At 50.1% G+C, this 20,938-nt stretch carries 20 protein-coding genes and 2 tRNA genes; 15 read left to right on the top strand and 7 right to left on the bottom strand.

Annotated features, from left to right (window positions below; translation table 11 throughout):
- Window positions 1–7 precede the first annotated feature (7 nt).
- The 4 genes from QQL65_RS09215 to QQL65_RS09230 all read right to left on the bottom strand — a co-directional run bounded on the left by QQL65_RS09215 (window position 8) and on the right by QQL65_RS09230 (window position 4,253).
- A complete protein-coding gene (locus QQL65_RS09215; RefSeq protein ID WP_284363866.1) occupies window positions 8–1,084 on the bottom strand; it encodes an ABC transporter ATP-binding protein in 1,077 nt (358 codons plus the stop codon).
- Between the two features lie 2 nt (window positions 1,085–1,086).
- Window positions 1,087–1,968: a carbohydrate ABC transporter permease gene (locus QQL65_RS09220; protein ID WP_284366256.1), complete on the bottom strand. Its 882-nt coding sequence runs from the start codon at window positions 1,966–1,968 to the stop codon at window positions 1,087–1,089.
- 22 nt (window positions 1,969–1,990) lie between these two features.
- On the bottom strand, window positions 1,991–2,887 hold the full coding sequence (locus tag QQL65_RS09225) for a carbohydrate ABC transporter permease (protein ID WP_284363868.1): 897 nt from the start codon (window positions 2,885–2,887) through the stop codon (window positions 1,991–1,993).
- 130 nt (window positions 2,888–3,017) lie between these two features.
- Complete coding sequence (locus tag QQL65_RS09230) at window positions 3,018–4,253, bottom strand: ABC transporter substrate-binding protein (RefSeq protein WP_284363870.1); 1,236 nt, start codon at window positions 4,251–4,253, stop codon at window positions 3,018–3,020.
- 203 nt (window positions 4,254–4,456) lie between these two features.
- Between QQL65_RS09230 and QQL65_RS09235 the strand changes: the two genes are divergently transcribed.
- Window positions 4,457–5,482, top strand: a complete 1,026-nt coding sequence (locus QQL65_RS09235; RefSeq protein ID WP_284363871.1) for a LacI family DNA-binding transcriptional regulator — start codon at window positions 4,457–4,459, stop codon at window positions 5,480–5,482.
- On the opposite strand, the gene QQL65_RS09240 is transcribed toward QQL65_RS09235, so the two are convergent.
- The 3 genes from QQL65_RS09240 to QQL65_RS09250 form a co-directional block, all read right to left on the bottom strand.
- Complete coding sequence (locus QQL65_RS09240) at window positions 5,483–7,138, bottom strand: U32 family peptidase C-terminal domain-containing protein (protein ID WP_284363872.1); 1,656 nt, start codon at window positions 7,136–7,138, stop codon at window positions 5,483–5,485.
- Between the two features lie 83 nt (window positions 7,139–7,221).
- Complete coding sequence (locus tag QQL65_RS09245) at window positions 7,222–9,399, bottom strand: putative bifunctional diguanylate cyclase/phosphodiesterase (protein ID WP_284363873.1); 2,178 nt, start codon at window positions 9,397–9,399, stop codon at window positions 7,222–7,224.
- A gap of 149 nt (window positions 9,400–9,548) precedes the next feature.
- Window positions 9,549–9,623: transfer RNA gene (locus QQL65_RS09250), tRNA-Thr, on the bottom strand.
- Window positions 9,624–9,769: 146 nt separating this feature from the next.
- Between QQL65_RS09250 and QQL65_RS09255 the strand changes: the two genes are divergently transcribed.
- The 14 genes from QQL65_RS09255 to QQL65_RS09325 all read left to right on the top strand — a co-directional run bounded on the left by QQL65_RS09255 (window position 9,770) and on the right by QQL65_RS09325 (window position 20,930).
- Window positions 9,770–9,919 carry a hypothetical protein gene (locus QQL65_RS09255; RefSeq protein ID WP_284363874.1) on the top strand — a complete coding sequence of 50 codons (150 nt, stop codon included), beginning with the start codon at window positions 9,770–9,772 and terminating at the stop codon, window positions 9,917–9,919.
- 154 nt (window positions 9,920–10,073) lie between these two features.
- A complete protein-coding gene (murA, locus tag QQL65_RS09260; protein WP_284363875.1) occupies window positions 10,074–11,366 on the top strand; it encodes a UDP-N-acetylglucosamine 1-carboxyvinyltransferase in 1,293 nt (430 codons plus the stop codon).
- A 118-nt stretch (window positions 11,367–11,484) separates the two neighbouring features.
- On the top strand, window positions 11,485–11,919 hold the full coding sequence (locus QQL65_RS09265; protein WP_284363876.1) for a DUF2948 family protein: 435 nt from the start codon (window positions 11,485–11,487) through the stop codon (window positions 11,917–11,919).
- Window positions 11,920–11,933: 14 nt separating this feature from the next.
- The gene (hisD, locus tag QQL65_RS09270; RefSeq protein ID WP_284363878.1) at window positions 11,934–13,226 is read left to right on the top strand and encodes a histidinol dehydrogenase; all 1,293 of its coding nucleotides are present in this window, start codon (window positions 11,934–11,936) and stop codon (window positions 13,224–13,226) included.
- Window positions 13,227–13,309: 83 nt separating this feature from the next.
- Window positions 13,310–13,690, top strand: a complete 381-nt coding sequence (locus QQL65_RS09275) for a hypothetical protein (protein ID WP_284363879.1) — start codon at window positions 13,310–13,312, stop codon at window positions 13,688–13,690.
- Window positions 13,691–13,726: 36 nt separating this feature from the next.
- Window positions 13,727–14,686: a UPF0262 family protein gene (locus QQL65_RS16550; RefSeq protein WP_348529143.1), complete on the top strand. Its 960-nt coding sequence runs from the start codon at window positions 13,727–13,729 to the stop codon at window positions 14,684–14,686.
- A 63-nt stretch (window positions 14,687–14,749) separates the two neighbouring features.
- Window positions 14,750–14,968, top strand: coding sequence for a translation initiation factor IF-1 (gene infA, locus QQL65_RS09290; protein WP_027833738.1), 219 nt, complete (start codon window positions 14,750–14,752; stop codon window positions 14,966–14,968).
- A gap of 35 nt (window positions 14,969–15,003) precedes the next feature.
- On the top strand, window positions 15,004–15,639 hold the full coding sequence (locus QQL65_RS09295; RefSeq protein ID WP_284363890.1) for a Maf family nucleotide pyrophosphatase: 636 nt from the start codon (window positions 15,004–15,006) through the stop codon (window positions 15,637–15,639).
- A 2-nt stretch (window positions 15,640–15,641) separates the two neighbouring features.
- Entirely contained in the window at window positions 15,642–15,851 is a 210-nt protein-coding gene (yacG, locus tag QQL65_RS09300; RefSeq protein WP_379863448.1) for a DNA gyrase inhibitor YacG, read from the top strand.
- Window positions 15,852–16,038: 187 nt separating this feature from the next.
- Window positions 16,039–16,114 (top strand) — tRNA-Phe (locus tag QQL65_RS09305).
- Between the two features lie 119 nt (window positions 16,115–16,233).
- Window positions 16,234–17,034 (top strand): phytanoyl-CoA dioxygenase family protein, encoded by an 801-nt coding sequence (locus QQL65_RS09310; protein WP_284363893.1) that lies wholly within the window; start codon window positions 16,234–16,236, stop codon window positions 17,032–17,034.
- Window positions 17,031–18,179 (top strand): class I SAM-dependent methyltransferase, encoded by a 1,149-nt coding sequence (locus QQL65_RS09315; RefSeq protein WP_284363896.1) that lies wholly within the window; start codon window positions 17,031–17,033, stop codon window positions 18,177–18,179. The genes QQL65_RS09310 and QQL65_RS09315 overlap by 4 nt, the downstream gene beginning before the upstream one ends.
- A 48-nt stretch (window positions 18,180–18,227) precedes the next feature.
- Window positions 18,228–19,811, top strand: coding sequence for a carbamoyltransferase family protein (locus QQL65_RS09320; protein ID WP_284363898.1), 1,584 nt, complete (start codon window positions 18,228–18,230; stop codon window positions 19,809–19,811).
- Window positions 19,812–19,937: 126 nt separating this feature from the next.
- Window positions 19,938–20,930 (top strand): MDR family oxidoreductase, encoded by a 993-nt coding sequence (locus QQL65_RS09325; RefSeq protein WP_284363900.1) that lies wholly within the window; start codon window positions 19,938–19,940, stop codon window positions 20,928–20,930.
- The last annotated feature ends 8 nt before the right edge of the window (window positions 20,931–20,938 follow it).

The raw sequence follows: 20,938 nt of genomic DNA on the forward strand, positions 1-20,938 counted from the left end.
AACGGGGCTAAACCCGCAATTCGTTTTCTTTATCAAATATTGAGGCGCGGGCTGGGTCGAACCCAAGCAAGAACTCGTCGCCGGTCTTAATTGAGGCTTGACCATCCACACGAACGCGGAACGGTTGATTTTCAATGCTCGTCCACACAAGGGTGTCCGACCCCATCGGCTCAACAATCTCAGCAACGACCTTGGTAGAGAATGGTTGAGAGGTTGCAGCTTCACCGACAATTACGTGCTCTGGTCTAAATCCAAACCATACCGGTGCGCCAATCGGACCATCAACAAATTCATAGTTGCCCAGATCGATTTCAGTACCACCTGTCTTGAATTTTCCTTTGGTCGACATATCGCCATCTAGGAAGTTCATTGAAGGTGAGCCGATAAAGTCAGCAACATATTTGTTGACCGGGCGATTATAAATCTCAGCCGGGCTATCCAATTGTTGGATTAGCCCTTCCTTCATGATCGCAATACGGTCAGCAAGGGTCATAGCCTCCACTTGGTCGTGCGTTACATAGATCATCGTGTTGTGCAGCTTCTGGTGAAGTCGCTTGATCTCCACACGCAAGTCGGCGCGAAGCTTTGCATCAAGGTTGGACAGTGGTTCATCAAACAAGAACACATCCACATCGCGAACCAAAGCACGGCCGATCGCAACACGCTGGCGTTGACCGCCAGATAGGGCAGCGGGTTTACGATGGAGCAATGGTTCAATTTGCAGAATTTCTGCAGCACGCGCAACGCGGCTTTCAATCTCGTCTTTTGGAACGCGCGCGTTCTTGAGGCCGAAGCTGAGATTGCCTTTTACGGTCATTTGCGGATAGAGCGCATATGATTGGAACACCATGCCGATGCCACGGTCACTTGGTTCTTCCCAAGTTACGTTCTTGTCGTTGATGTGGATTTGCCCGTCGCTGACCTCGAGCAAGCCCGCAATACAATTGAGCAGTGTAGACTTGCCACAGCCAGAAGCCCCTAAGAGAACCAGGAACTCTCCGTGGTCGATTTCAAGGTTGAGTTGTTTAAGAACTTTGACACTGCCAAAGTTCAGGTCGAGGTTTTTGATTGAAACACTGGTCATGATCAGCCTTTCACTGCGCCAGCGGCGATACCGCGGACAAACAGTTTTCCAGAAGCAAAATAAATAACAAGAGGAACGACACCCGTCAGCAGCGTGGCTGCCATGTTGACGTTGTATTCTTTCACACCTTGTACTGAGTTTACGATGTTGTTCAGTTGAACTGTCATTGGGTACGCATCAGGTTTGGTGTAAATCACGCCAAACAAGAAATCGTTCCAAATACCGGTCACTTGCAAAATCATCGCAACAACAAAGATTGGGATGGACATCGGTAGCATAATGCGGAAGTAGATTCCCCAAAATCCGGCGCCATCGACACGAGCCGCCTTAAACAGCTCTTCCGGCAGCGAGGTGAAGTAGTTGCGGAACAGCAGAGTTAGAATTGGCATACCAAAAACAGTGTGAACCAATACCAAGCCCCCAAGTTTACCGAACAAGCCCAACTCGCGAAGGAAGATAACCATTGGATAAATCATGATCTGATACGGAATGAATGCACCAAAAATCAGGATCGTAAAAAAGACTTCAGCGCCCTTAAACTTCCAGTTTGCAAGTGCATAGCCATTTACAGACGCAATCAGAATTGAGATTGCAACAGACGGGATCAAAATGCGCACTGAGTTCCAGAACCCACGGCTCAAACCTTCACAGTTCAAACCCGTACATGCCTGCGACCATGCCTTGACCCAAGGCTCGAACGTAATATCGACAGGGGGCGCGAAAATGTTGCCAAGTCGGATTTCGGGCATACCCTTAAGTGAAGTTGCGATCATGACGTACAGCGGCAACAGGTAGTAGCATGCGACAACCAAAAGTACGCCGTAGATCATGATGTTGCGTGGTGAAAGGGCGCGTTTTGGTTTTGCGCCGCGCGGGCCTGTCATTTCAACTGTTGTATTTGACGAACTATTTGTCACCTTTGCGTCCTCCGAATTCGAGGTAAGCCCAAGGTATAAGGATGACGAGCACACTTAAGAGCATCACGGTGGAAGCCGCGAAGCCTTGGCCTAGGTTTTGGTTTTTGAACATCATGTCATAAACATATTTGGCGGGAACTTCGGACGCATTGCCCGGTCCACCATTTGTTTGAGCGACAACCAGATCGTAGACTTTGACGATACCCGCTGCGATAAGCACCAAAGCGGTAATGAATACCGGGCGCATCATCGGGATAACGACGAAAATATATGTTTTCCAGCTTGGAATGCCATCGATGCGGGAGGCTTTCCAAATTTCTTGATCGATGCCGCGAAGACCAGCAAGCATGATGACCATAATAAATCCGGTGCCTTGCCACAGTCCGGCAATCAAAATGCCGAAGATCACGACGTCGGCGTTATAGAGCGGATCAAAAACAAATTCTGAGAACCCAAGACTACGGACAATGTTTTGCACACCAAATTCAGGGTTCAAAATCCACTGCCATACCAAACCTGTCACGATGAAGCTCAACGCGAAGGGGTAAAGAATGATGGTTCTAAAGGTGTTCTCAAACCTGATTTTTTGATCAAGCAAACATGCGAGCAAAAAGCCAATGGTCAACGAGAATACCAGAGAAGATATACCGTAGAACGCTAGGTTTTCGATTGATACCAACCAGCGGCGCGTGCCCCATAGTCGTTCATATTGAGCAAATCCGACGAAATCTAGCTTAGGTAGTAGCTTTGACTTGGTGAACGAATGGACGATCGTCCAAACGGTAAAACCAATAAAAACCACCAGCGCCGTTGCAATCATCGGCAAGGCTGCGATCTTAGCGTTTAGATTTCGGAATAAGCGGTTTGGGCGGGTAGATTGCGCCATTGTATCGCCTTTCAGCATCGAGAATGAAGACGCGCTAGACTATGAGCATAGCCCGCGCGAAATCAATTCGTTGATGCCCCCAAAGCTTTAAGACAGGCTTCGGGAGCATCAATCCGGGAGTGAGACTTTATTAGTCAGCTTCAGCGATGATCGCTGCGTAAGCTGCTTGAGCTTCAGCAGGTGTCATGCTTGTGTCATTCCAGAATTCGACCATCAAATCTTCGATTTGACCTGATGTGTCCGCAGACAATACTTGGTTGCCATCTGGCATGATGTTGCCGGCTGCAAGGATCTCAAGACCCTTCTGCATACAATCGTTGGCTGTGCTCATGTCGATGTCGCCACGTACTGGCAATGAACCTTTTTTCAGGTTGAATGCAACTTGTACCGGCTTTGAGATCATCAGTTTTGCAAGCTCTTTTTGTGCTGCAGTCACTTCAGGATCGTCATTTTTCGGGAAGTAGAACGCATCACCACCAGTTGAGATGATTTCGTTTACGCCCAAACCTGGAAGGCATGTATAGTCTACGCCAGCAGTTTGACCAGCAACTTGGAATTCACCTTGCGCCCAGTCACCCATGATTTGGCCACCAGCTTCACCAGTGATAACCATGTTTGTCGCTTGGTTCCAATCTTGAACATTTGAACCTTCAGAAAGCACGCGAGCAGCACCATAGGCTTCAAACACTTTGGCCATTTCAGGACCAGCAGCAGCTTCAGCGTCTTTGTTCACATTGATTTTTGTCCAAAGATCAAGACCACCGATAGCAACGTTGATCACGCCGAAAGCGCCTGATGACTGCCATGACTGTTGACCCATAGCCAAAGGTGTTTTGCCAGCTGCAACTAGTGCATCGGCAGACGCTGTGAACTCGTCCCAGTTTGATGGAACATCTACACCGGCGTCAGCAAACGCCTTGTGGCTCAACCAAATCCACTGCCAAGAGTGAATGTTTACAGGTACACAGTAGATTTTACCGTCTACAGTACAGCTATCAAGCAAACCTGTTGGGTTTACGATATCGCGCCAGCCGCCCTCGGTGGCGATGTCTGTTAGGTCAAGCATCAAGCCAGCTTCAACAAGCTCTTCAGCCTGACGACCGTGGTTCAATTGAGTAGCACCCATTGGGTCACCGCCCAAAATACGGCTGATAATAACTGGACGAGCAACGCCGCCACCGCCAGCAATCGCGCCATCAACCCAATTGTTGCCAGTTGCATTGAATGCCTTCGCAAATTCAGCAACCGCAGCTGCTTCGCCGCCGGATGTCCACCAGTGGGTGACTTCCAAATCGGTGGCGAATGCGCCAGCTGTTACCGAGCAGATTGCTGTTGTAGCAACCAATAGTTTTTTCAAAGAATTCATCTCTTCCTCCCTGGGGTGAGGCCGAAGCCTCGATACAAACAAAATGCTCAAGTCATTCGAGCATTTCACTTAAACACTGCAATCGATTACATCAGGCGCTGCAACACACATCTGTAATCGATTACATGATATTCCAACACAGATTTGCATATGTCAAGAAAATGTTTACAAAAGGTTCAAGTTTAGAATCTGAAAGTTTGCGAATGAACGCCAAAGGTCCAAGAATTCAAGAGGTTGCAGCAGAAGCTGGCGTTTCCACAGCCACGGTCAGTCGCACGCTTTCAAATCCAGATTTGGTATCGGAGAAAACGCGAGAGGCTGTTTTGGCCGCTGTTGAGAGCACAGGGTACCGCATAAATCGCGCTGCACAAAATCTCAGGAAACGGCAAGCCGGGGCCGTACTTGTATTGCTGCCCAACCTTGGTAATCCATTCTTCTCACAGATATTGTCGGGCATCGAAAGTGTGTTTGCGACTTCCGACCTGAGCGTGTTGATTGCGGATACAAATGGTATCAAGCAAGATCAGCTTACGGGTTACTTTCGCGATACCAGAGCAGATGGAGCGATTCTGCTCGATGGTGCTATCCCGCAATCGGTGTTGGACGATCTAGCGCAATCCGCACCTGATGATCGGGTGGTATTTGCGTGCGAGTGGCGACCCAATACATCCCTACCATCTGTAAGAAGCGATAATAGGGGCGGAGCACATCAAGCTGTCGCCCATTTGGTGGAACTTGGGCACCGTAAGATTGGCCATGTTTTGGGGCCCCGAAGTAACGTGCTGACCAAAGAGCGACTTATAGGATTTGAAGCCGCGATGCTTGAATTTGGTTTGGACATTAACCCCAATTGGTTGGTTGATGGCGGGGACTTTTCGCTAGATGCCGGTGCGCAAGCCGCAAGACAATTCGTCGAAATGAGTGATCAGCCAACGGCTGTTTTTTGTGGTTCGGATTTGATTGCGATGGGTTTGATTTCAGAGTTGCACAAGCGCGGAATATCCGTGCCAAAACATATGTCGGTTGTGGGCTTTGACGACATTGAAATTGCCGATCGGTTCATTCCACCGCTCACCACAATTCGCCAAAATCGAACACAACTTGGGGTGCTGGCCGCAACGACTTTGATGGGCCATTTGTCCGGTCGAGGTGCCACAAGCGCTGATAATGTGCAATTGGTCGACGTTTTGTTGGTCCCGCGTGGCAGCACAGCACCATTGAAGGGCTAATTACTCCGCAGCCCCCTTCATGGCGGTTGCTTCTGCGCGGCTGAGCAATTCACCCTGTTTCCGCTTTAAAACTTCATCGCGTGCTTTGGCATAGATGTCGTCCTGCCAAAACATCATGCAACCATTGCAGCCTTTTCCGCAGCAGCCGTCGGTGCCAACGCGGTTGGTTTTGAACCGGGTCTCGTTTCCACCTTTTTGGATGCTGGCAACGAGTGCATCGCGTCGTTTTTGATAAGCTGCGTCATTTGGCTTGCCTTTGACCTCTGCTTCTTGGGTCAGCTTATCGAACTTAATGCGCTTCCATTGCTCGTCTGTCAGCGCGCGTTCCTTACGCATCACGCTGAACTCTGGAAACCACGCTTTGAGATCGTCAGTGTCTTCGTGATCGAACAGGGAGAAGGGCAGTCGAATTACTGTTTTGGTGCCGCCATGAACAACATCAGTATTTTCGCCGCTTTCAGCGTGCTCAAAATTGTATATGCGGAGCAAAATAGTGTGGCGTGCAATTGGCGAGATAAACTCAAGCACGTCGCCCGGCTCTAGCTTGTTTTTCACTTCCACCAAAAAGGCGTCGTCTTCAACTTCGCGCACAACACCTGCATATTCCCACTGCGCGATCGATGCGGTGTGTTCATAGTCGTGCGCATAGTTGGTCAACCGCCCATCGTGAAAGGCAAGGGTATAGCCACGATTGCCCACGGCCTCGAGTTCCGCCATATATGGCTTCGGGTCCCAGTTCTCTGGGTCTTGGTAATAATCGTCGATCGCCATGCGATAGGCGCGGGCCACAACCGCGCAATAATACTCGGACTTTCCACGTCCTTCCACTTTTAAGCTGTCGACGCCAATCTTGAGGTAGTCATCGAGCTTGGGCATGATGCTCAAATCGCGCGAATTCATTATGTAGGAACCGCGACCATCCTCTTCGATGGGCATAAATTCACCCGGTCGGCAGCCTTCTTCGAGCAAGAACTCGAACATGTCTTTATTGTCTTCGTTTATTTCGAGCTCTTCGACAGTTCCATCTTTCAGGCGCATCTTTAGCTTGTAGTTCCATCGGCAAGAATTGGCACAATTGCCTTGGTTGGCGCCGCGTTCCGCCATGAAATTGGACAACAGGCAACGGCCTGAATAGGTCATGCACATGGCACCATGAACAAATGCTTCGAGCTTGATGTCTGGGCACTTTTCTCGAATTTCTACGAGTTCAGGATAGGAGACTTCCCGCGCCAGAACGCAAAGCGATGCGCCTTGGTCCTGCCAGAACTGCACCGAAAGCCAAGAGCAGATATTCGCTTGTGTGGAGATATGTAGTTCCAACTCTGGCGCGCGACTTTTCACATATTGAAAAACACCAGGGTCAGCAATGATCAAGCCATCAGGCTTAACCTTGCGCACAGTCTCCACATATTCATCAAGCTTGGCGATATCTTTGTTGTGGGAGAACAGGTTGAGCGTTAGATAGGCGCGCTTGCCATGTTGATGACAAAACTCAACCCCTTCAATCACCTCTTCCAAGCTGAACTGAGACTTGGTGCGCAGGCTCATATCGGGTGTGCCAAGATAAACCGCATCCGCGCCATATAAGATAGCCATCTTAAGTTTGCGCAGATTGCCCGCTGGCATCAATAGTTCAGAACGGTGGTCTTTTTTCATTTCGCTTCGCCTCGCTGAAAGCGAGGCTTTTGCCGCGAAAATCACATGATTGCGTTGATTTGAGTCAAGCAGTGTGGCGTTGGCTAAACCGCTAATGCATCAGGTAGGTGGTGGATTGCATAGCGCTCTCCACCTTTCTTCATCAAGGAACTCAGGTCAGTTGCTGAGCTTGGCACGCCATAATAGAAACCCTGGATTTCGTCGCATTCGCACTCTTCTAGAAATTCGCGCTGTTGGTTGGTTTCAACCCCTTCGGCAATGGTCGAGATGTCCAAGCTTTTGGCAAGCGAGATAATGCCCTTAACGATGCGCTGGTCACTGGCGCTCCAGCTCACGTCTTTAATGAATGAGCGATCCAATTTGATGCGGTCAATCGCAAATTCGCGCAAGTAACTCAAAGATGAGTATCCGGTGCCAAAGTCATCAAGCGCGATGCGCGCACCCATGCCCCGAATAGCAGCGAGTGCGGTTTTTGTTTGCTCAGAATTGCTCAAAAACAAGCTTTCGGTGACCTCCAGTTCAAGCATTTCTGGTGCCAAACCATGCGACCGGCATGCATCTTCGACAAATTGCACGAGGTTTTCGTTCTGGAATTGCAATGAAGACAGGTTCACTGAAATCCGGAATGACTTGTCGAATTGAGTGTTCAAAAGTGCAGTTTCGCGACACGCGCGATTGAGTACCTGTTTGCCGAGTTCGCAGATCAGGCCGGTTTGTTCTGCAATTTCGATGAATAAGTCGGGCCGAATGGCGCCGAACTCTGGGTGCTGCCAGCGCGCAAGCGCTTCAAAGCCAACCAGCTTTTCGCCTTGAACGACCACTTGGGGTTGCAGTGCGAGATCAAGGTCACCATGGCTCACGGCCTTGCGCAAGTCCTGTTCCAACTGGTGGCGATAGGCGGCTTCTTCTGCCATTTTCTTCTCAAACTGCACTATTGAGCGATTGGAAGAATTCTTGGCGCGATAAAGCGCAATATCAGCGGACTTATAGGCTTCTGCGATGTCGGCTTTTGGGCTTTCAATCATATAGATGCCGAAGCTGCAGCCCACATAAACTTCGCGCGAACCAAGTTTGATCTTTGCAGCAATAGCGTGCTGAATATCTTCACAAATCTCAGTAGCGGATTCGACATCCACGTCGGAGGACATCACACATATCCCAAATTCATCTCCGCCCAAGCGAGAAATGAGTGTCGAGCCGTCTGCCCGTTGTTTTAGGCGCTCGGCCACAACCTGCAACAACAAGTCGCCGGCAGCATGTCCATAGCAGTCGTTTACATTTTTAAAGCCATCCAGGTCCAAAACAATGAAGGCGGCCCTCGGCGTTTCAAGCTCGGCCAACCGATTTTCAATCTGTTTGACAAACGCCGAACGGTTAAGCGTCCCAGTAAGGACGTCGTGATTGGCTAAATGCTGCAAATCCGCTGTGCGCTCTTGAACCCGAAGTTCTAATTCGTCACGTGCGCGCAGCAATTCAAGTTCAGTTGTTTTCTTGTCTGTGATGTCTTGGAGCGTACCCGCATATTCCACGGGTGTTAGATCGTTGCCCATCAAGGGTTCTGCGATTTCGCGTACAAATCGTTCATCCCCTTCCGGTGTGATAATGCGGTATTCAATGTCATATGCACCAAATGACGGGTCGCCTTTGCGCTGGTCGATTTCTCGGACCATGTCGCGATCATCGGGGTGAATAACGCTCTTCGCCCGATCTTTCATCACTGAAAACGCATCGGTGAAAGAAACGCCGAGAATACTTGCAAACTGTTCTGAACATGAAATCAGACATTTATCTCGGACCGACCAACGCCAGTTACCCAAGCGCGCGAGCTGCTGAGCCTGCGACAATGCTTCTTCAGCCAAGGACTTTTCGGTGGTCTCAAACGCCAAACAACCAAGCCCAACGGCATTTCCATTGTCGTCCGTTACCACAAACCGGTTTTCTTCGTGAACCTCTAAAGCGCCAGATTCGTCGCAAGGCACCACCCGCTGCAACAGCCCGTCTTCCATCACCCGGCGATCCATGGTGCGAACCCGATCGGCACGTTCTGCGCCAAAGACCTCTTCGGGGGTTCTATCAACCAACTCTGACTTTGTGCGCCCCATGGTATTGGCGAAGTATTCATTCACAAAGCGATATTGGCTATTTGCGTCTTTGAACCAAAGGTCGAATTTGCCGTGTTTATCAAGCGCGCGCAGCCATGATTCATACATGGCGCATTTTTCGCGCAGTTTGGCCAATTCGGATTTCATGTTCTCGCTCATAGGTACCCCAACAATTGCCCAAAGCTTAGCAATTGGAGGTTGTGCGGTGGTTAAATCAGGTCAGCAATTTGCTAGATGGTAAAGAATTCTACAATAGGTTTCGCGAAAAGCGAAAGCGCTTGTTGAACTAAACTCTTCTTCTGAAAAAATGGTGCTGCCGGGGAGACTTGAACTCCCGACCTCTCCATTACCAATGGAGTGCTCTACCACTGAGCTACGGCAGCAATATGCAAGGATAGATAATCCTGAAAGCGCCGTGGTAGTGCCATAAGCTTTTCGTCAAAGCAAGAGGGTTCTGGACCTGAGTGGGAAAAATGTGCAAAAAAGCATATCCAATTGCCAACTCGGCCAACAACCTGGCAACAAATCAATGAATGAAAAACGCGAAAATACCGTTGAAACTAAACGTCGTGCGCGAGAAGAGCGCCTGACACAACAATTGCGCGCCAATCTGCGTCGTCGCAAGCAGCAAGTCAAAGCCCGCTCAGACTCGGAAAAGAACGCGCCAAAAGCAGATTAACCTCACGATCAAAAGTCAAATTATCAACGCAGCTTCACCTTGGTTTGGCCGCCAAATCGCCAAAATCGCTTCGGACTATTCATCGCACTGGTAATTTATTGAACTTCGCTATAATTAACGGCGAGCGACACGCGCCGTTTCAAAGGAACAACACATGGACCGAATTCGTATTGTAGGTGGTAATGAGCTTCACGGTGAATTGCCGATTTCAGGTGCAAAGAACGCTGCGCTGCCGCTAATGATCGCAAGTTTGCTGACCAAAGAGCCATTGACACTAAACAATGTGCCGCGATTGGCAGATGTGAAGCAACTCGAACGAATTCTTGAAAATCATGGTGTTGATCTAGCCGTGCAGGGGCGCCGTCGCGGCGAAGATGAGATGCGCGGACAGCGCATCACTTTTTCTGCTGCAGACATTGTTGATACATGCGCGCCATACGAACTTGTCGCAACCATGCGCGCCAGCTTTTGGGTCATCGGTGCGCTGCTTGCACGCGAAGGCGAAGCACGTGTTTCAATGCCCGGCGGCTGCGCAATCGGCACACGGCCGGTAGATTTTTATATCGATGGCTTGCAGCAACTTGGCGCAACCATTGAAATTGATGGCGGATACGTGAATGCCACCGCACCAAATGGTCGCTTGAAAGGCGGCCCAGTGAAATTCCCACGCATCTCAGTGGGCGCAACACATGTAATCATGATGGCGGCGACTTTGGCTGAGGGCACAACAACCATTCAAAACGCTGCGATGGAACCCGAAGTTGTCAATTTGGGCGAATGCTTGATCGCGATGGGCGCTAAAATATCTGGCTTGGGCACACGCACGATCACGATTGAAGGCGTTGAAGAACTGCACGGCGCAGAAACTGATGTCATTCCAGATCGGATTGAGACCGGCACCTATGCAATGGCTGTCGCCATGACAGGTGGCGATGTTTTGCTCAAAGGCGCAAATGCAGACCACCTAGAGGCACCGCTCAAAGTGCTTGAACAAACTGGTGCGAAAATTAGCCGCGAAGCAGATGGTTTGCGCATTGTCAAAAATGGCAATGCCATTCACGCAATTGATGCAGAGATTTCTGAGTATCCAGATTTTCCAACAGATTTGCAGGCGCAATATATGGCGCTTATGACCCGCTCGAATGGCACAGCCACTGTGCGGGAGACGATTTTTGAGAACCGTTTCATGCATGTGGCTGAACTTATGCGTTTCGGCGCAGATATTGCTGTTGACGGGCAAAAAGCACATGTCAAAGGTGTGGCAGAGCTAAAAGGTGCTCAGGTAATGGCCACAGATTTGCGCGCGTCAGTATCACTTGTTATCGCAGGGTTGGCTGCCAAGGGCGAAACGATCGTTAACCGCATTTATCACCTTGATCGCGGTTTTGAGCGTTTAGAGGACAAGTTGAGCCGTTGCGGCGCACAAATTGAGCGCATTAGCGGCTAATCGGTTGAGCGGCAGGATCACCGATTTTCTGGGTGCTGCCCTTGTGTATGCAATATGCGCGCATTAGGTAGTTGATAGAAAACAAAGCCGCGACCGCAAAAAGAAAGTTCTTCGATCCATGACTGATCTCAAATTGCTTGCACTTGATAGTGAAGACTTGGAAGTTATTTCGGCCCACACTCAGGACGCCGTGGTGCGTGTTGCCGAAATGGGATATGTGGCCAACGAACAGCGCTTCGCTTTCCTGATGAACCGTTTTGCTTGGGAAAAAAGCGAAAAACGAGGCAAGGGCGAACGCAAGCGCACCGCGATCCATTTCGATCGTGTGACTGATGTCAAAGTTCATGGCATCGATCTGCACGCTCAAGACGGTGTTCTTGAGTTGCTGACCATGACGTTTGAGCCAACTGACGAGCCTTCAGGCGAGATTTTGCTGTCATTTGCTGGTGGTGGCACGATCAAGCTGGTGGTGGAATGTCTTGAAGCACGGATGCAAGATTTGGGCGCAGCGTGGGGCGCAAAAGCGACCCCGCAGCACGACCTTGCCAACTAAAAGAGTATTCGACTATGCCGGTTAGACTGGATCAATCTGCTGCCGATTTCGAGCAGCAATTTTTGTCGCTTTTGGGTGCCAAGCGCGAAACCTCCATTGAGGTGGGCGATGCAGTTGAAAAGATAATCAATGATGTCCGGATGCGTGGCGACAGAGCGCTAGTGGATTTGACCAACAAGTTTGATCATCTCGATCTCAATCAGACCGGTATTGCATTCACACAAGACGAGATTGACGCTGCCTATCAAGAGACATCCAGCCAACTCATTGGCGCGCTCAATCATGCCTATAAGCGGATCACCGCTTATCATGAGCGTCAGTTGCCAAAAGATGAATTATACACGGACGACGCTGGCGTAACACTTGGGTCTAAATGGAATGCTGTTGATGCTGTGGGCATTTATGTGCCCGGCGGGCTGGCGAGCTACCCGTCGTCTGTTTTGATGAACACGGCACCGGCACGCGTCGCAGGTGTTGAACGCATCGCTATGGTTGTGCCAACGCCGAACGGGGTGGTGAACCCAACTGTGTTGGCAGCCGCAAAAATTGCAGGCGTTACAGAAATTTACCGCGTCGGCGGTGCACAAGCCATTGCAGCGCTTGCTTTTGGCACAGACACAATCAAGCCGGTCAACAAGATCGTTGGACCTGGCAACGCCTATGTGGCTGCCGCAAAGCGCCAAGTATACGGCACCGTGGGCATCGATATGATCGCTGGCCCTTCTGAAGTGTTGGTGATTGCCGACGATAGCGCCAATCCAGCATGGATCGCAGCCGATTTACTGGCCCAAGCAGAACATGACAAGTCCGCACAGTCGATTTTGATCACACCAGATGCCGCATTGGCGGACGCGGTTGAAAAAGAAGTCGAACGCCAGCTTGAAATTTTGCCTAAGAAGCATTTGGCGGGCCCATCTTGGGACGATTATGGCGCGGTTATTGTTGTCAAAGACATTGATGCGGCCATCGCGCTTTCGAACCGCATGGCGCCAGAGCATTTAGAATTGGCAGTTGATGATCCGCAGGCGCTCGTGGGCAAAGTGCGGCACGCAGGCGCAATTTTCCTCGGCCATCATACGCCAGAAGCCATTGGCGACTATATCGGTGGTACGAACCACGTGCTGCCAACCGCACGTTCTGCGCGCTATGCGTCAGGTCTCAATGTGCACGATTTTATCAAGCGCATTTCGATCCTTGGCTGCACGCCATCTTCGCTCAGCGCATTGGCCCCAGATGCTGTTGCCTTGGCTGAAGCTGAAGACCTGCAGGCTCACGGACGTTCAGTTTCCATTAGGCTTAATCGCTAATTCGACAGGTTCGTTTATTTTTGCGCTAACCCTTGTTTGCTATCCTGCATCTGATTGAAGGTGGCAAAAGTGGGTTTATTAGCATGAACGAAACATCACGCGGCGCTGAAGAATATTTGGCCGAAGTCAAACAACTCGAAGATTTGCTGACACGGCAACTCAGCGAAGTTGAGGGCGACGATCTGTTCGCGGAGTTAAAGCGAAACGATTATCGTGCGGCGCATGAAGTGCTTGTGGAAGATGGACCAATTCGCACGCTGGACGACAATGACACCGAGGCGACGGGTGTTTTGCAAGGGTTCACCACACGTGCCCGTAAATTTGCCCAACAAGCTGTGTTTAACCAACAGGCACTTGCTGATTTTCTAGTTGAGGAGCAAAAGGCCGCCAAAGCCTTCCGCTTTCAGGCGCTAATGCTATTGGGCTTGATTGTCGTGCTTCTTTTCGCTTTGCTATTGCGGTAATATAGCGGCAATCTTCGATTCATTCTTCGAGGCCTAATGGATATCGCACATCCTGACACGGATAAGCTGGTCACGGTTACACTTGATCCAGAGACAATCATTTCGATTGATCCGGATGAAGTGCATGAGCGTCGTATTGCCGTGTTTGATTTGGTTGAAGAAAACCAATTCGCCCCGATTACGTCAATCGAAGAGGCGCATGGGCCGTACGCTCTGCACGTTTCAATTCAAGGCAACCATCTGGGCTTGGATGTACGTAACCCAACGACCAACGAGCCAATTGCAGCACACTTTTTGTCTTTGACCCCATTCAGACATCTCATTCGCGACTATTTCCGCATCCGCGAAAGCTATTATGATGCGATTAAGAGTGCGCAACCCTATCAGATCGAAACCGTCGATATGGCTCGCCGTGGTTTGCATAACCAAGCCGCCGAGCTATTGCGCCATCGATTGGATGGCAAGCTCGAAATGGACGAAAACACCGCACGGCGGCTGTTTACCCTGATTTGTGCCGTGCAGCCTTATGCAGATCAGCGCACAAATTCAAAACCGGATATGCCAACGGTTTTGTTTGTCTGTTCAATGAACTCGGTGCGCTCACCAATGGCAGCAGCCTTGGCGCGTCGAGCGTTTCCAACCCGCATCATCGCAAGGTCTGCTGGCGTTCGGTCCGGCAAAGTGGACAACTTCGTTCACGAAGTTATGGAAGAAATTGGGGTTGATATGTCCGTGCACACGCCCCACACAATGGACGAGTTGGTCGCCAGTTCATTTGACCTGATCGTGACCCTTTCGGATGAGGCACCACCCGCTGTTGACGCGCGCAACTATGAAGTTGGCAAGCGCCTTCATTGGGAAGTTGACGACCCTACATTGGTCGATGGCAACCGAGCGCAAAAACTGGATGCATATCGAGCCTTGCGCGAAGACTTAAACAACCGTATTAACACCGAGCTGCAATCGCTGGTGACAAACGGTTCACAAATCGTTTGAATTTGTATAGGTTGCCGCCAATTCAAGCGCTTTTGCGCTTGAAGGTGCTTATCAGGAGATAGAATGGCAAAAGAAGAAATGCTCGAATTTCCGGGCGTCGTACAGGAGTTGTTGCCAAACGCAACATTCCGCGTGAAGCTCGAAAATGACCACGAAATCATCGCCCACACTGCGGGTCGTATGCGCAAAAACCGCATCCGTGTTTTGGCAGGCGATAAGGTGCTTGTTGAAATGACACCTTATGACCTCACCAAGGGCCGGATCACATACCGCTTCAAATAAGCGGTACGTGCCCCTCAAAATGAGCCAAAACTAAAATGGTCGCTGCTCGTCCCGAACTCATCCTTGCCTCTGCATCACCGCGCCGCCTGGCGCTATTGAATCAGATTGGCGTGGAACCGGACCATTTGATTCCAGCCGATGTTGACGAAACACCGCTGAAAAACGAAATTCCGCGAAAACTTGCTGCGCGTCTTGCGCACACCAAGGCACTGGCCGCTCAACACAAAGCTCGCCAAACCGGCATTGGTGACAATGCGCTGGTTTTGGGTGGCGACACCGTTGTAGCTGTTGGCCGCCGGATCTTGCCAAAAGCGGAAATGCTCGATGATGCAGCAGCATCATTGCGTTTGCTCAGTGGTCGGTCGCATCGTGTTTTCACATCCATTTGCTTGCTCAATCCATCAGGCGGCAGCAAACGACGGGTGGTCGAAACACGGTTGCGGTTCAAACGTCTTTCGAATGCTGAAGTAGACGCATATCTCGCCAGTGGCGAATGGGAAGGCAAAGCAGGGGGCTATGCAATCCAGGGCATCGCGGGCGCGTTTGTGATTAAGCTGCAAGGCTCGTTTCATGCGGTCATGGGTTTGCCATTATACGAGACGGTGCAATTGTTGCGCAGCGAAAACTATCCGATCGAGTTCAACTGGCTCAATTCTACTTCGGGAATCTAACTGTGGCAGATAAGTCAGACCGTTCTAACATCACTGGATTGCGCCCTTCAAAGCCATGTGTGATGTGCGAGAAGCCAAGCGTTCGCGAGTTTCATCCCTTTTGTTCAAAGCGGTGTGCTGACCTTGATTTAGGTAAATGGCTCAACGGATCTTACGCCATTCCAGTTGTGGAAGAGGATGGCGCGCAATTGGAAGATTACGATCCAGAATAGGGCCAGATCGTCGGCGTCTCAAGCGCGGTAACATTCTGAAATATGTTGGGATTTTGCGGGATCGCGGGAAAGTTGCGAGATAAGTGGAAAATTTTGTCTTTCCCCGCTAGACAAGCCTGAATTCTCAACCTATAAACCCGCCAGCATGTTTGATTTCTCGCTTCGTTTCGAGAATGGTCAACAAGATGCCCGGATAGCTCAGTTGGTAGAGCAGCGGATTGAAAATCCGCGTGTCGGTGGTTCGAATCCGCCTCCGGGCACCACTTCCTTTCAAAAAACTGATGGACAACAATTGCAATTGTGCGATTGCCGTTGACTGTTTGCGTCGAATTAAGAGATGCTCGAAAGAGCAATTGGTTCATGAACGCGAGCGGCAGCCGAAATGGATATTTTTTCGTCCAAGGATAATGTGCACTTCCAAGAGCTTGGTTTCGCAACATTCAAAGATGTTTCCGATCTTCGGCCCTATCTTGATGATATTAAAGAAGAAATTTCAACGCTAGCTCGCTCGTATGGCTTCGCCGATCCGTTTGGCGATGATCAAGCCCATTTCGATCCCCCGCAAGGTGATGAACGGCATCGATTCTATCGATCTTTGCGCTATCTACCCAGTCTTGGCAGGTTGGCGAATAGTCTTCTTTTGACCAACGCCAGCAAACAAATTGGTTTATCTCTTCCGCTCGTGATGAATGCGAGCAATATCCGCATGGATCAGGGCGGTCACAACCCCAACAAGTTTCACTGGCACCAAGACTACACCTATTTGCTTGGTTCGCTTAATTCGGTCACCTATTGGCTGCCACTGCAGCCAGTCTCAGCAACTCTTGGTGGGATCGAAATAGTGCCAGGTTCGCACAAAGAAAACTTGCGCCAATTCAAGATTATCAATGAAGAAGCGAGCGCCAAAACTGGTCAACTATCGCCAAATGACTTAGCGCTTGCAGAGGAGCCAATGGACCCAAGGCAAGCTGTGGAGCTTGATTACGGTGACGGCATTGTGTTTTCACAATTCCTATTGCACCGCAGCTTAGAGCATGCAGGTCCCCATACGAGATGGACGATACAAGTGCGCATAAGTGATGCGCTTGAAGATCATTACCGAGAGTTTGGCTGTCCTATGGGGGATACGACGACAATTCTGCGCCATGATGAGTTGAGATCCAAATTGGTTCAAGCGTCGTGAGTTCCAAAAGTGCACTCAGTTCCGCGCAAGTGAAGGCCCTTGATTCAGCTGGGATAGAAATCAACCATTATCACAGCTCAATGTTCCAAGGGGAAAACATCCATCAAGCATGGATCGACGATTGTGCAAGATACTTGCAGTGCATTTTTGGTGACAAAATCGCTGGCAAAACAGTGGTCGATTACGGCTTTGGACGGGGCAATTGGAGTTTGGCATTTAGACAGCTTGGTGCCGAACATGTAATCAGCATTGAAGCGTCGCAAAACGCAGCTGAAAACTTTAAGCGGTATGTAAAAGATCACGAAATTCAAAACATATCGGTTCAATTGGGAAATACTGATGATCAAGAGCTGCACATTGAAGCGGATATCGTTTTCCTTTACGGCATTTTGCATCACGTAAAGCACCCAGAACGACTACTTGGCAGTGCGCGTCATTGGTTGAAAGATGAGCAAAGTCAAATACTTGCTTATGCCTATGATGCGGGTTCAATGCGGGAGATGCTGGTTTCTGCATGTCGCAAATTGTTGGGGACCGAAAAACCTGAACCTAGTTGGGAACTCGCGCTGCACCCGCTGGCACGACACCGAGCAGTCGATGATTTAGTTGCACCGATAGTTAGTTTTTGGACCCCCAAACAGTTGGTAGACGTCGCAAACGATGCTGGCTTGAAACCAATTGGACAAGAAAAAGACTTTTCGAATTTTCAGAACAAGTCGCTTGCCCCCGAGTTTGATCCTTACATTTTGTTGTTAAAGGCAAATGCCGCGCAAGAGGAGACAATTGAACCGATTGCAAATGCTCATCAATATATCGATGAATATAAGGTGATTGGCGAAGCGCTTGATTTAGTCGTGCAACATGCGCCGGCGCAATCAAAACCAAACATTGCCATCGGGATATTCAATAGCTGGTTTGCCGGCGCGCAACCAGCGTCATTTGAAGATAAACTGTTCTATTTATGGCGATATTTGTGCCATGCGATCAACACGATGCCCCAGGACTTAGTCTTCGCGTCGACAAGCGACGAATTGGAAACCTTGTTGTTTCTTACCCGTCGCATGAGCCATAAGAAATCAGATGAGTTGATGCGCAACTGCGAAATGCTCAAAGACAAAATCACAAACAATTCGTTCAGAATTTAGATCCGCAAGTAGTTGAGATTGTTGGATTCAAGAAAAGCGACTTCAGGTATGAAATCTCTAGGCCTTCACAAAGATCCTTGGCACAATACAGGTGCATGCGCCATCTCGGGCCATGATGGCGAATACAATATCGCGTTCTTGTCTGAAGAGCGGCTGGATCGAGTAAAAGACAGCCGTGCGTTCCCTCAGAAGTCCATTGAAGCGTGTATGCGGCATCTCGATGTACCCAGCATCTCCCAGTTCGATGCCGTCGTGATGGACTATATAGAAACCGACAAAGACTGGCGTCTTGATCAGTTTCGGCGACCTTGTTCGACGGAAAATCTGCTGCGCGATGTTGTGCCCGAGCGCATCCATATGATCGACCACCATTTGTGCCATGCTTACGCTGCATTTATGACCTCGCCGTTTGAGGAAGCTGCGATACTGATTGTGGATGGGCGGGGATCCAACAAGCAAACCCAATCGCTGTTTATTGGTTCAGGCAACTCGATCAAGTTCATTGAAGGCACAGATACAATTGGTATTGGTTTGCTTTATGCGGCGATGACCCAGCATATCGGTTTTGGCAATCTGCAAGAGGGAAAAACCATGGGCTTGGCCCCCTACGGCGCAAATGAGCCGCCGCTTGCATATGATTTTGATGGCAGATTTGAAGGCATCCGCACCAGCTACGAGACCTTTTGTGTTGAAGGAAACTATTCGCTTCGCCAAGACATCTTATCGCCATCTACCTTTGCTGAACAAGCACGCGCTGCCTATGAAACACAGATGGAGTGCGAACGTGCGTTACTTCATTTGGGGAAATATGCCCGCAAAGTGACGGGCATGCCAAACCTTTGCCTTTCAGGCGGTGTCGCACTCAACTCTGTAGCAAACAACTCCTTGCTCAAGGCGAGGATTTTTGACGATATTTTCATCAACCCAGCCGCCTCCGATACGGGAATACCGCTAGGTGCGGCCTATTATGGGCACTATGCTCTGGGGCAAAACAAGCGGCGGGCAGGGGAGATTTCACCCTATTTGGGCCCTACCTATTCTAGCGAACGTATCGACGAGGCTATTGCGGTTTTCTCTGGCTACAAGATTGTCCGAGACAATGCATTGAAACAAGCAATTGAGATGCTGTGCGCCAACAAAATAGTTGCGCGCTTTGAAGGGCGTAGCGAAATGGGCCCACGGGCGTTAGGTCATCGATCAATATTGATGAACCCATTGATTGCCGAAAACAAAGACGTGCTAAATGCGCGTGTAAAGTTCCGCGAGGAGTTTCGGCCGTTCGCACCGATTGTGATGGAAGAGCACAGCCAAGACTATTTCGACATCGATCGACCGTGTCCCTATATGTTGCTGGTGCCAAATGTTCTGCCGAACAAGCGCGACGTCATCCCAGCTGTCACTCATGTTGATGGGACAGCTCGTGTGCAAACGGTCACACAAAGCTTTAACGGCAAGCTCTATACGATACTTGAAGCTTTTGACGAAAAAACCGGCGTTCCCGTATTGCTAAATACCAGCTTCAATGTTGCAGGTGAGCCGATCGTCGAAACGCCCGAAGACGCCATAAAGTGTTTCCTTGGCACTGATATTGATGCGCTTTTTATCGAAGATGTTTTGTTGGTGAAAAACTAATCATTCGGTGAGGCGCGACCAATCGTCCTCGCAAAATTACAAGACCGATTTGCGTTAATTGGGTTTGCGCCCGTCAAAAGCTTTGTGCAAACTGAATTTCAACTTATGAAAATCGGGAGTGAGACGATGGCGTTTAATGCAATGGTGGTGCGCAAAGATGATCAGGGTAAAACCTCAGCGCAACTCGAGCAGCTCGAGCTTGATCAACTTCCCGATGGCGACGTAACTGTAGCGATTGAGTATTCAACGCTGAATTACAAAGATGGCCTGTGCTTGGGTCCTGGTGGTGGATTGGTTCGAAACTACCCCCATGTTCCGGGTATCGACTTTGCCGGAACGGTCGAAGCCTCCAACGATGCGCGATATAAAGCCGGCGACAAAGTTGTGCTGACCGGTTGGAATGTGGGCGAAAACTGGTGGGGTGGTTACGCGCAAAAGGGACGTGTAAAGGCGGATTGGCTTGTCCCATTGCCTCAAGGCTTGAGCACCAAAGACGCAATGGCGGTTGGTACTGCGGGCTTCACCGCAATGTTGGCCACCATGGCTTTGGAAGATCACGGCCTTAAGCCGGAGAACGGCCCAGTATTGGTAACTGGCGCTGCCGGTGGTGTGGGCTCTGTGGCGACGGCCATCCTCTCCAATTTGGGCTATGAAGTTGCAGGTGTGACGGGGCGCCCTGAAACCGCGGAATATCTAAAATCACTTGGCGCCACAACGATTGTGCCGCGCAATGAACTAAATGAAACGGTCAAACGTCCACTTGAAAGCGAAACATGGGCTGGATGCATCGACGCTGTGGGTGGCGAAATGCTGGCGCGCGTGCTTGGCCAAATGAAATATGGCACTTCTGTCGCCGCTGTTGGTTTGGCCGGTGGCGCGCATCTTCCTGCAACGGTCATTCCGTTTTTGCTGCGCGGCGTGAACCTGTTGGGCATCGATTCAGTGCGGCGCCCATATGAGGATCGCGTGCGGGCATGGAAGCGTGTGGCAACTGATCTGCCAATGGACAAGTTGAATGAAATGGTTGAGCCAGCAACGTTGAAAGACCTGCCGGCGCTTGGCAAAGCCATTTTAGCCGGTGAAGTGCGCGGCCGCGTCGTGGTGGATGTAAATGCCTAAGTGCGATA

The organism is Maritalea porphyrae, assembly GCF_030159895.1.
Lineage (GTDB): Bacteria > Pseudomonadota > Alphaproteobacteria > Rhizobiales > Devosiaceae > Maritalea > Maritalea porphyrae.

Coding starts and splice junctions, on each gene's coding strand:
- QQL65_RS09225 (WP_284363868.1), bottom strand. CDS start 2,887: ATGGCGCAATCTACCCGCCCAAACCGCTTATTCCGAAATCTAAACGCT.
- QQL65_RS09265 (WP_284363876.1), top strand. CDS start 11,485: ATGACTGATCTCAAATTGCTTGCACTTGATAGTGAAGACTTGGAAGTT.
- QQL65_RS09235 (WP_284363871.1), top strand. CDS start 4,457: ATGAACGCCAAAGGTCCAAGAATTCAAGAGGTTGCAGCAGAAGCTGGC.
- QQL65_RS09245 (WP_284363873.1), bottom strand. CDS start 9,399: ATGAGCGAGAACATGAAATCCGAATTGGCCAAACTGCGCGAAAAATGC.
- QQL65_RS09255 (WP_284363874.1), top strand. CDS start 9,770: ATGAATGAAAAACGCGAAAATACCGTTGAAACTAAACGTCGTGCGCGA.
- QQL65_RS09295 (WP_284363890.1), top strand. CDS start 15,004: ATGGTCGCTGCTCGTCCCGAACTCATCCTTGCCTCTGCATCACCGCGC.
- QQL65_RS09310 (WP_284363893.1), top strand. CDS start 16,234: ATGGATATTTTTTCGTCCAAGGATAATGTGCACTTCCAAGAGCTTGGT.
- QQL65_RS09215 (WP_284363866.1), bottom strand. CDS start 1,084: ATGACCAGTGTTTCAATCAAAAACCTCGACCTGAACTTTGGCAGTGTC.
- QQL65_RS09240 (WP_284363872.1), bottom strand. CDS start 7,138: ATGAAAAAAGACCACCGTTCTGAACTATTGATGCCAGCGGGCAATCTG.
- hisD (WP_284363878.1), top strand. CDS start 11,934: ATGCCGGTTAGACTGGATCAATCTGCTGCCGATTTCGAGCAGCAATTT.
- QQL65_RS09230 (WP_284363870.1), bottom strand. CDS start 4,253: ATGAATTCTTTGAAAAAACTATTGGTTGCTACAACAGCAATCTGCTCG.
- QQL65_RS09320 (WP_284363898.1), top strand. CDS start 18,228: ATGAAATCTCTAGGCCTTCACAAAGATCCTTGGCACAATACAGGTGCA.
- QQL65_RS16550 (WP_348529143.1), top strand. CDS start 13,727: ATGGATATCGCACATCCTGACACGGATAAGCTGGTCACGGTTACACTT.
- QQL65_RS09325 (WP_284363900.1), top strand. CDS start 19,938: ATGGCGTTTAATGCAATGGTGGTGCGCAAAGATGATCAGGGTAAAACC.
- QQL65_RS09275 (WP_284363879.1), top strand. CDS start 13,310: ATGAACGAAACATCACGCGGCGCTGAAGAATATTTGGCCGAAGTCAAA.
- murA (WP_284363875.1), top strand. CDS start 10,074: ATGGACCGAATTCGTATTGTAGGTGGTAATGAGCTTCACGGTGAATTG.
- infA (WP_027833738.1), top strand. CDS start 14,750: ATGGCAAAAGAAGAAATGCTCGAATTTCCGGGCGTCGTACAGGAGTTG.
- QQL65_RS09220 (WP_284366256.1), bottom strand. CDS start 1,968: ATGACAGGCCCGCGCGGCGCAAAACCAAAACGCGCCCTTTCACCACGC.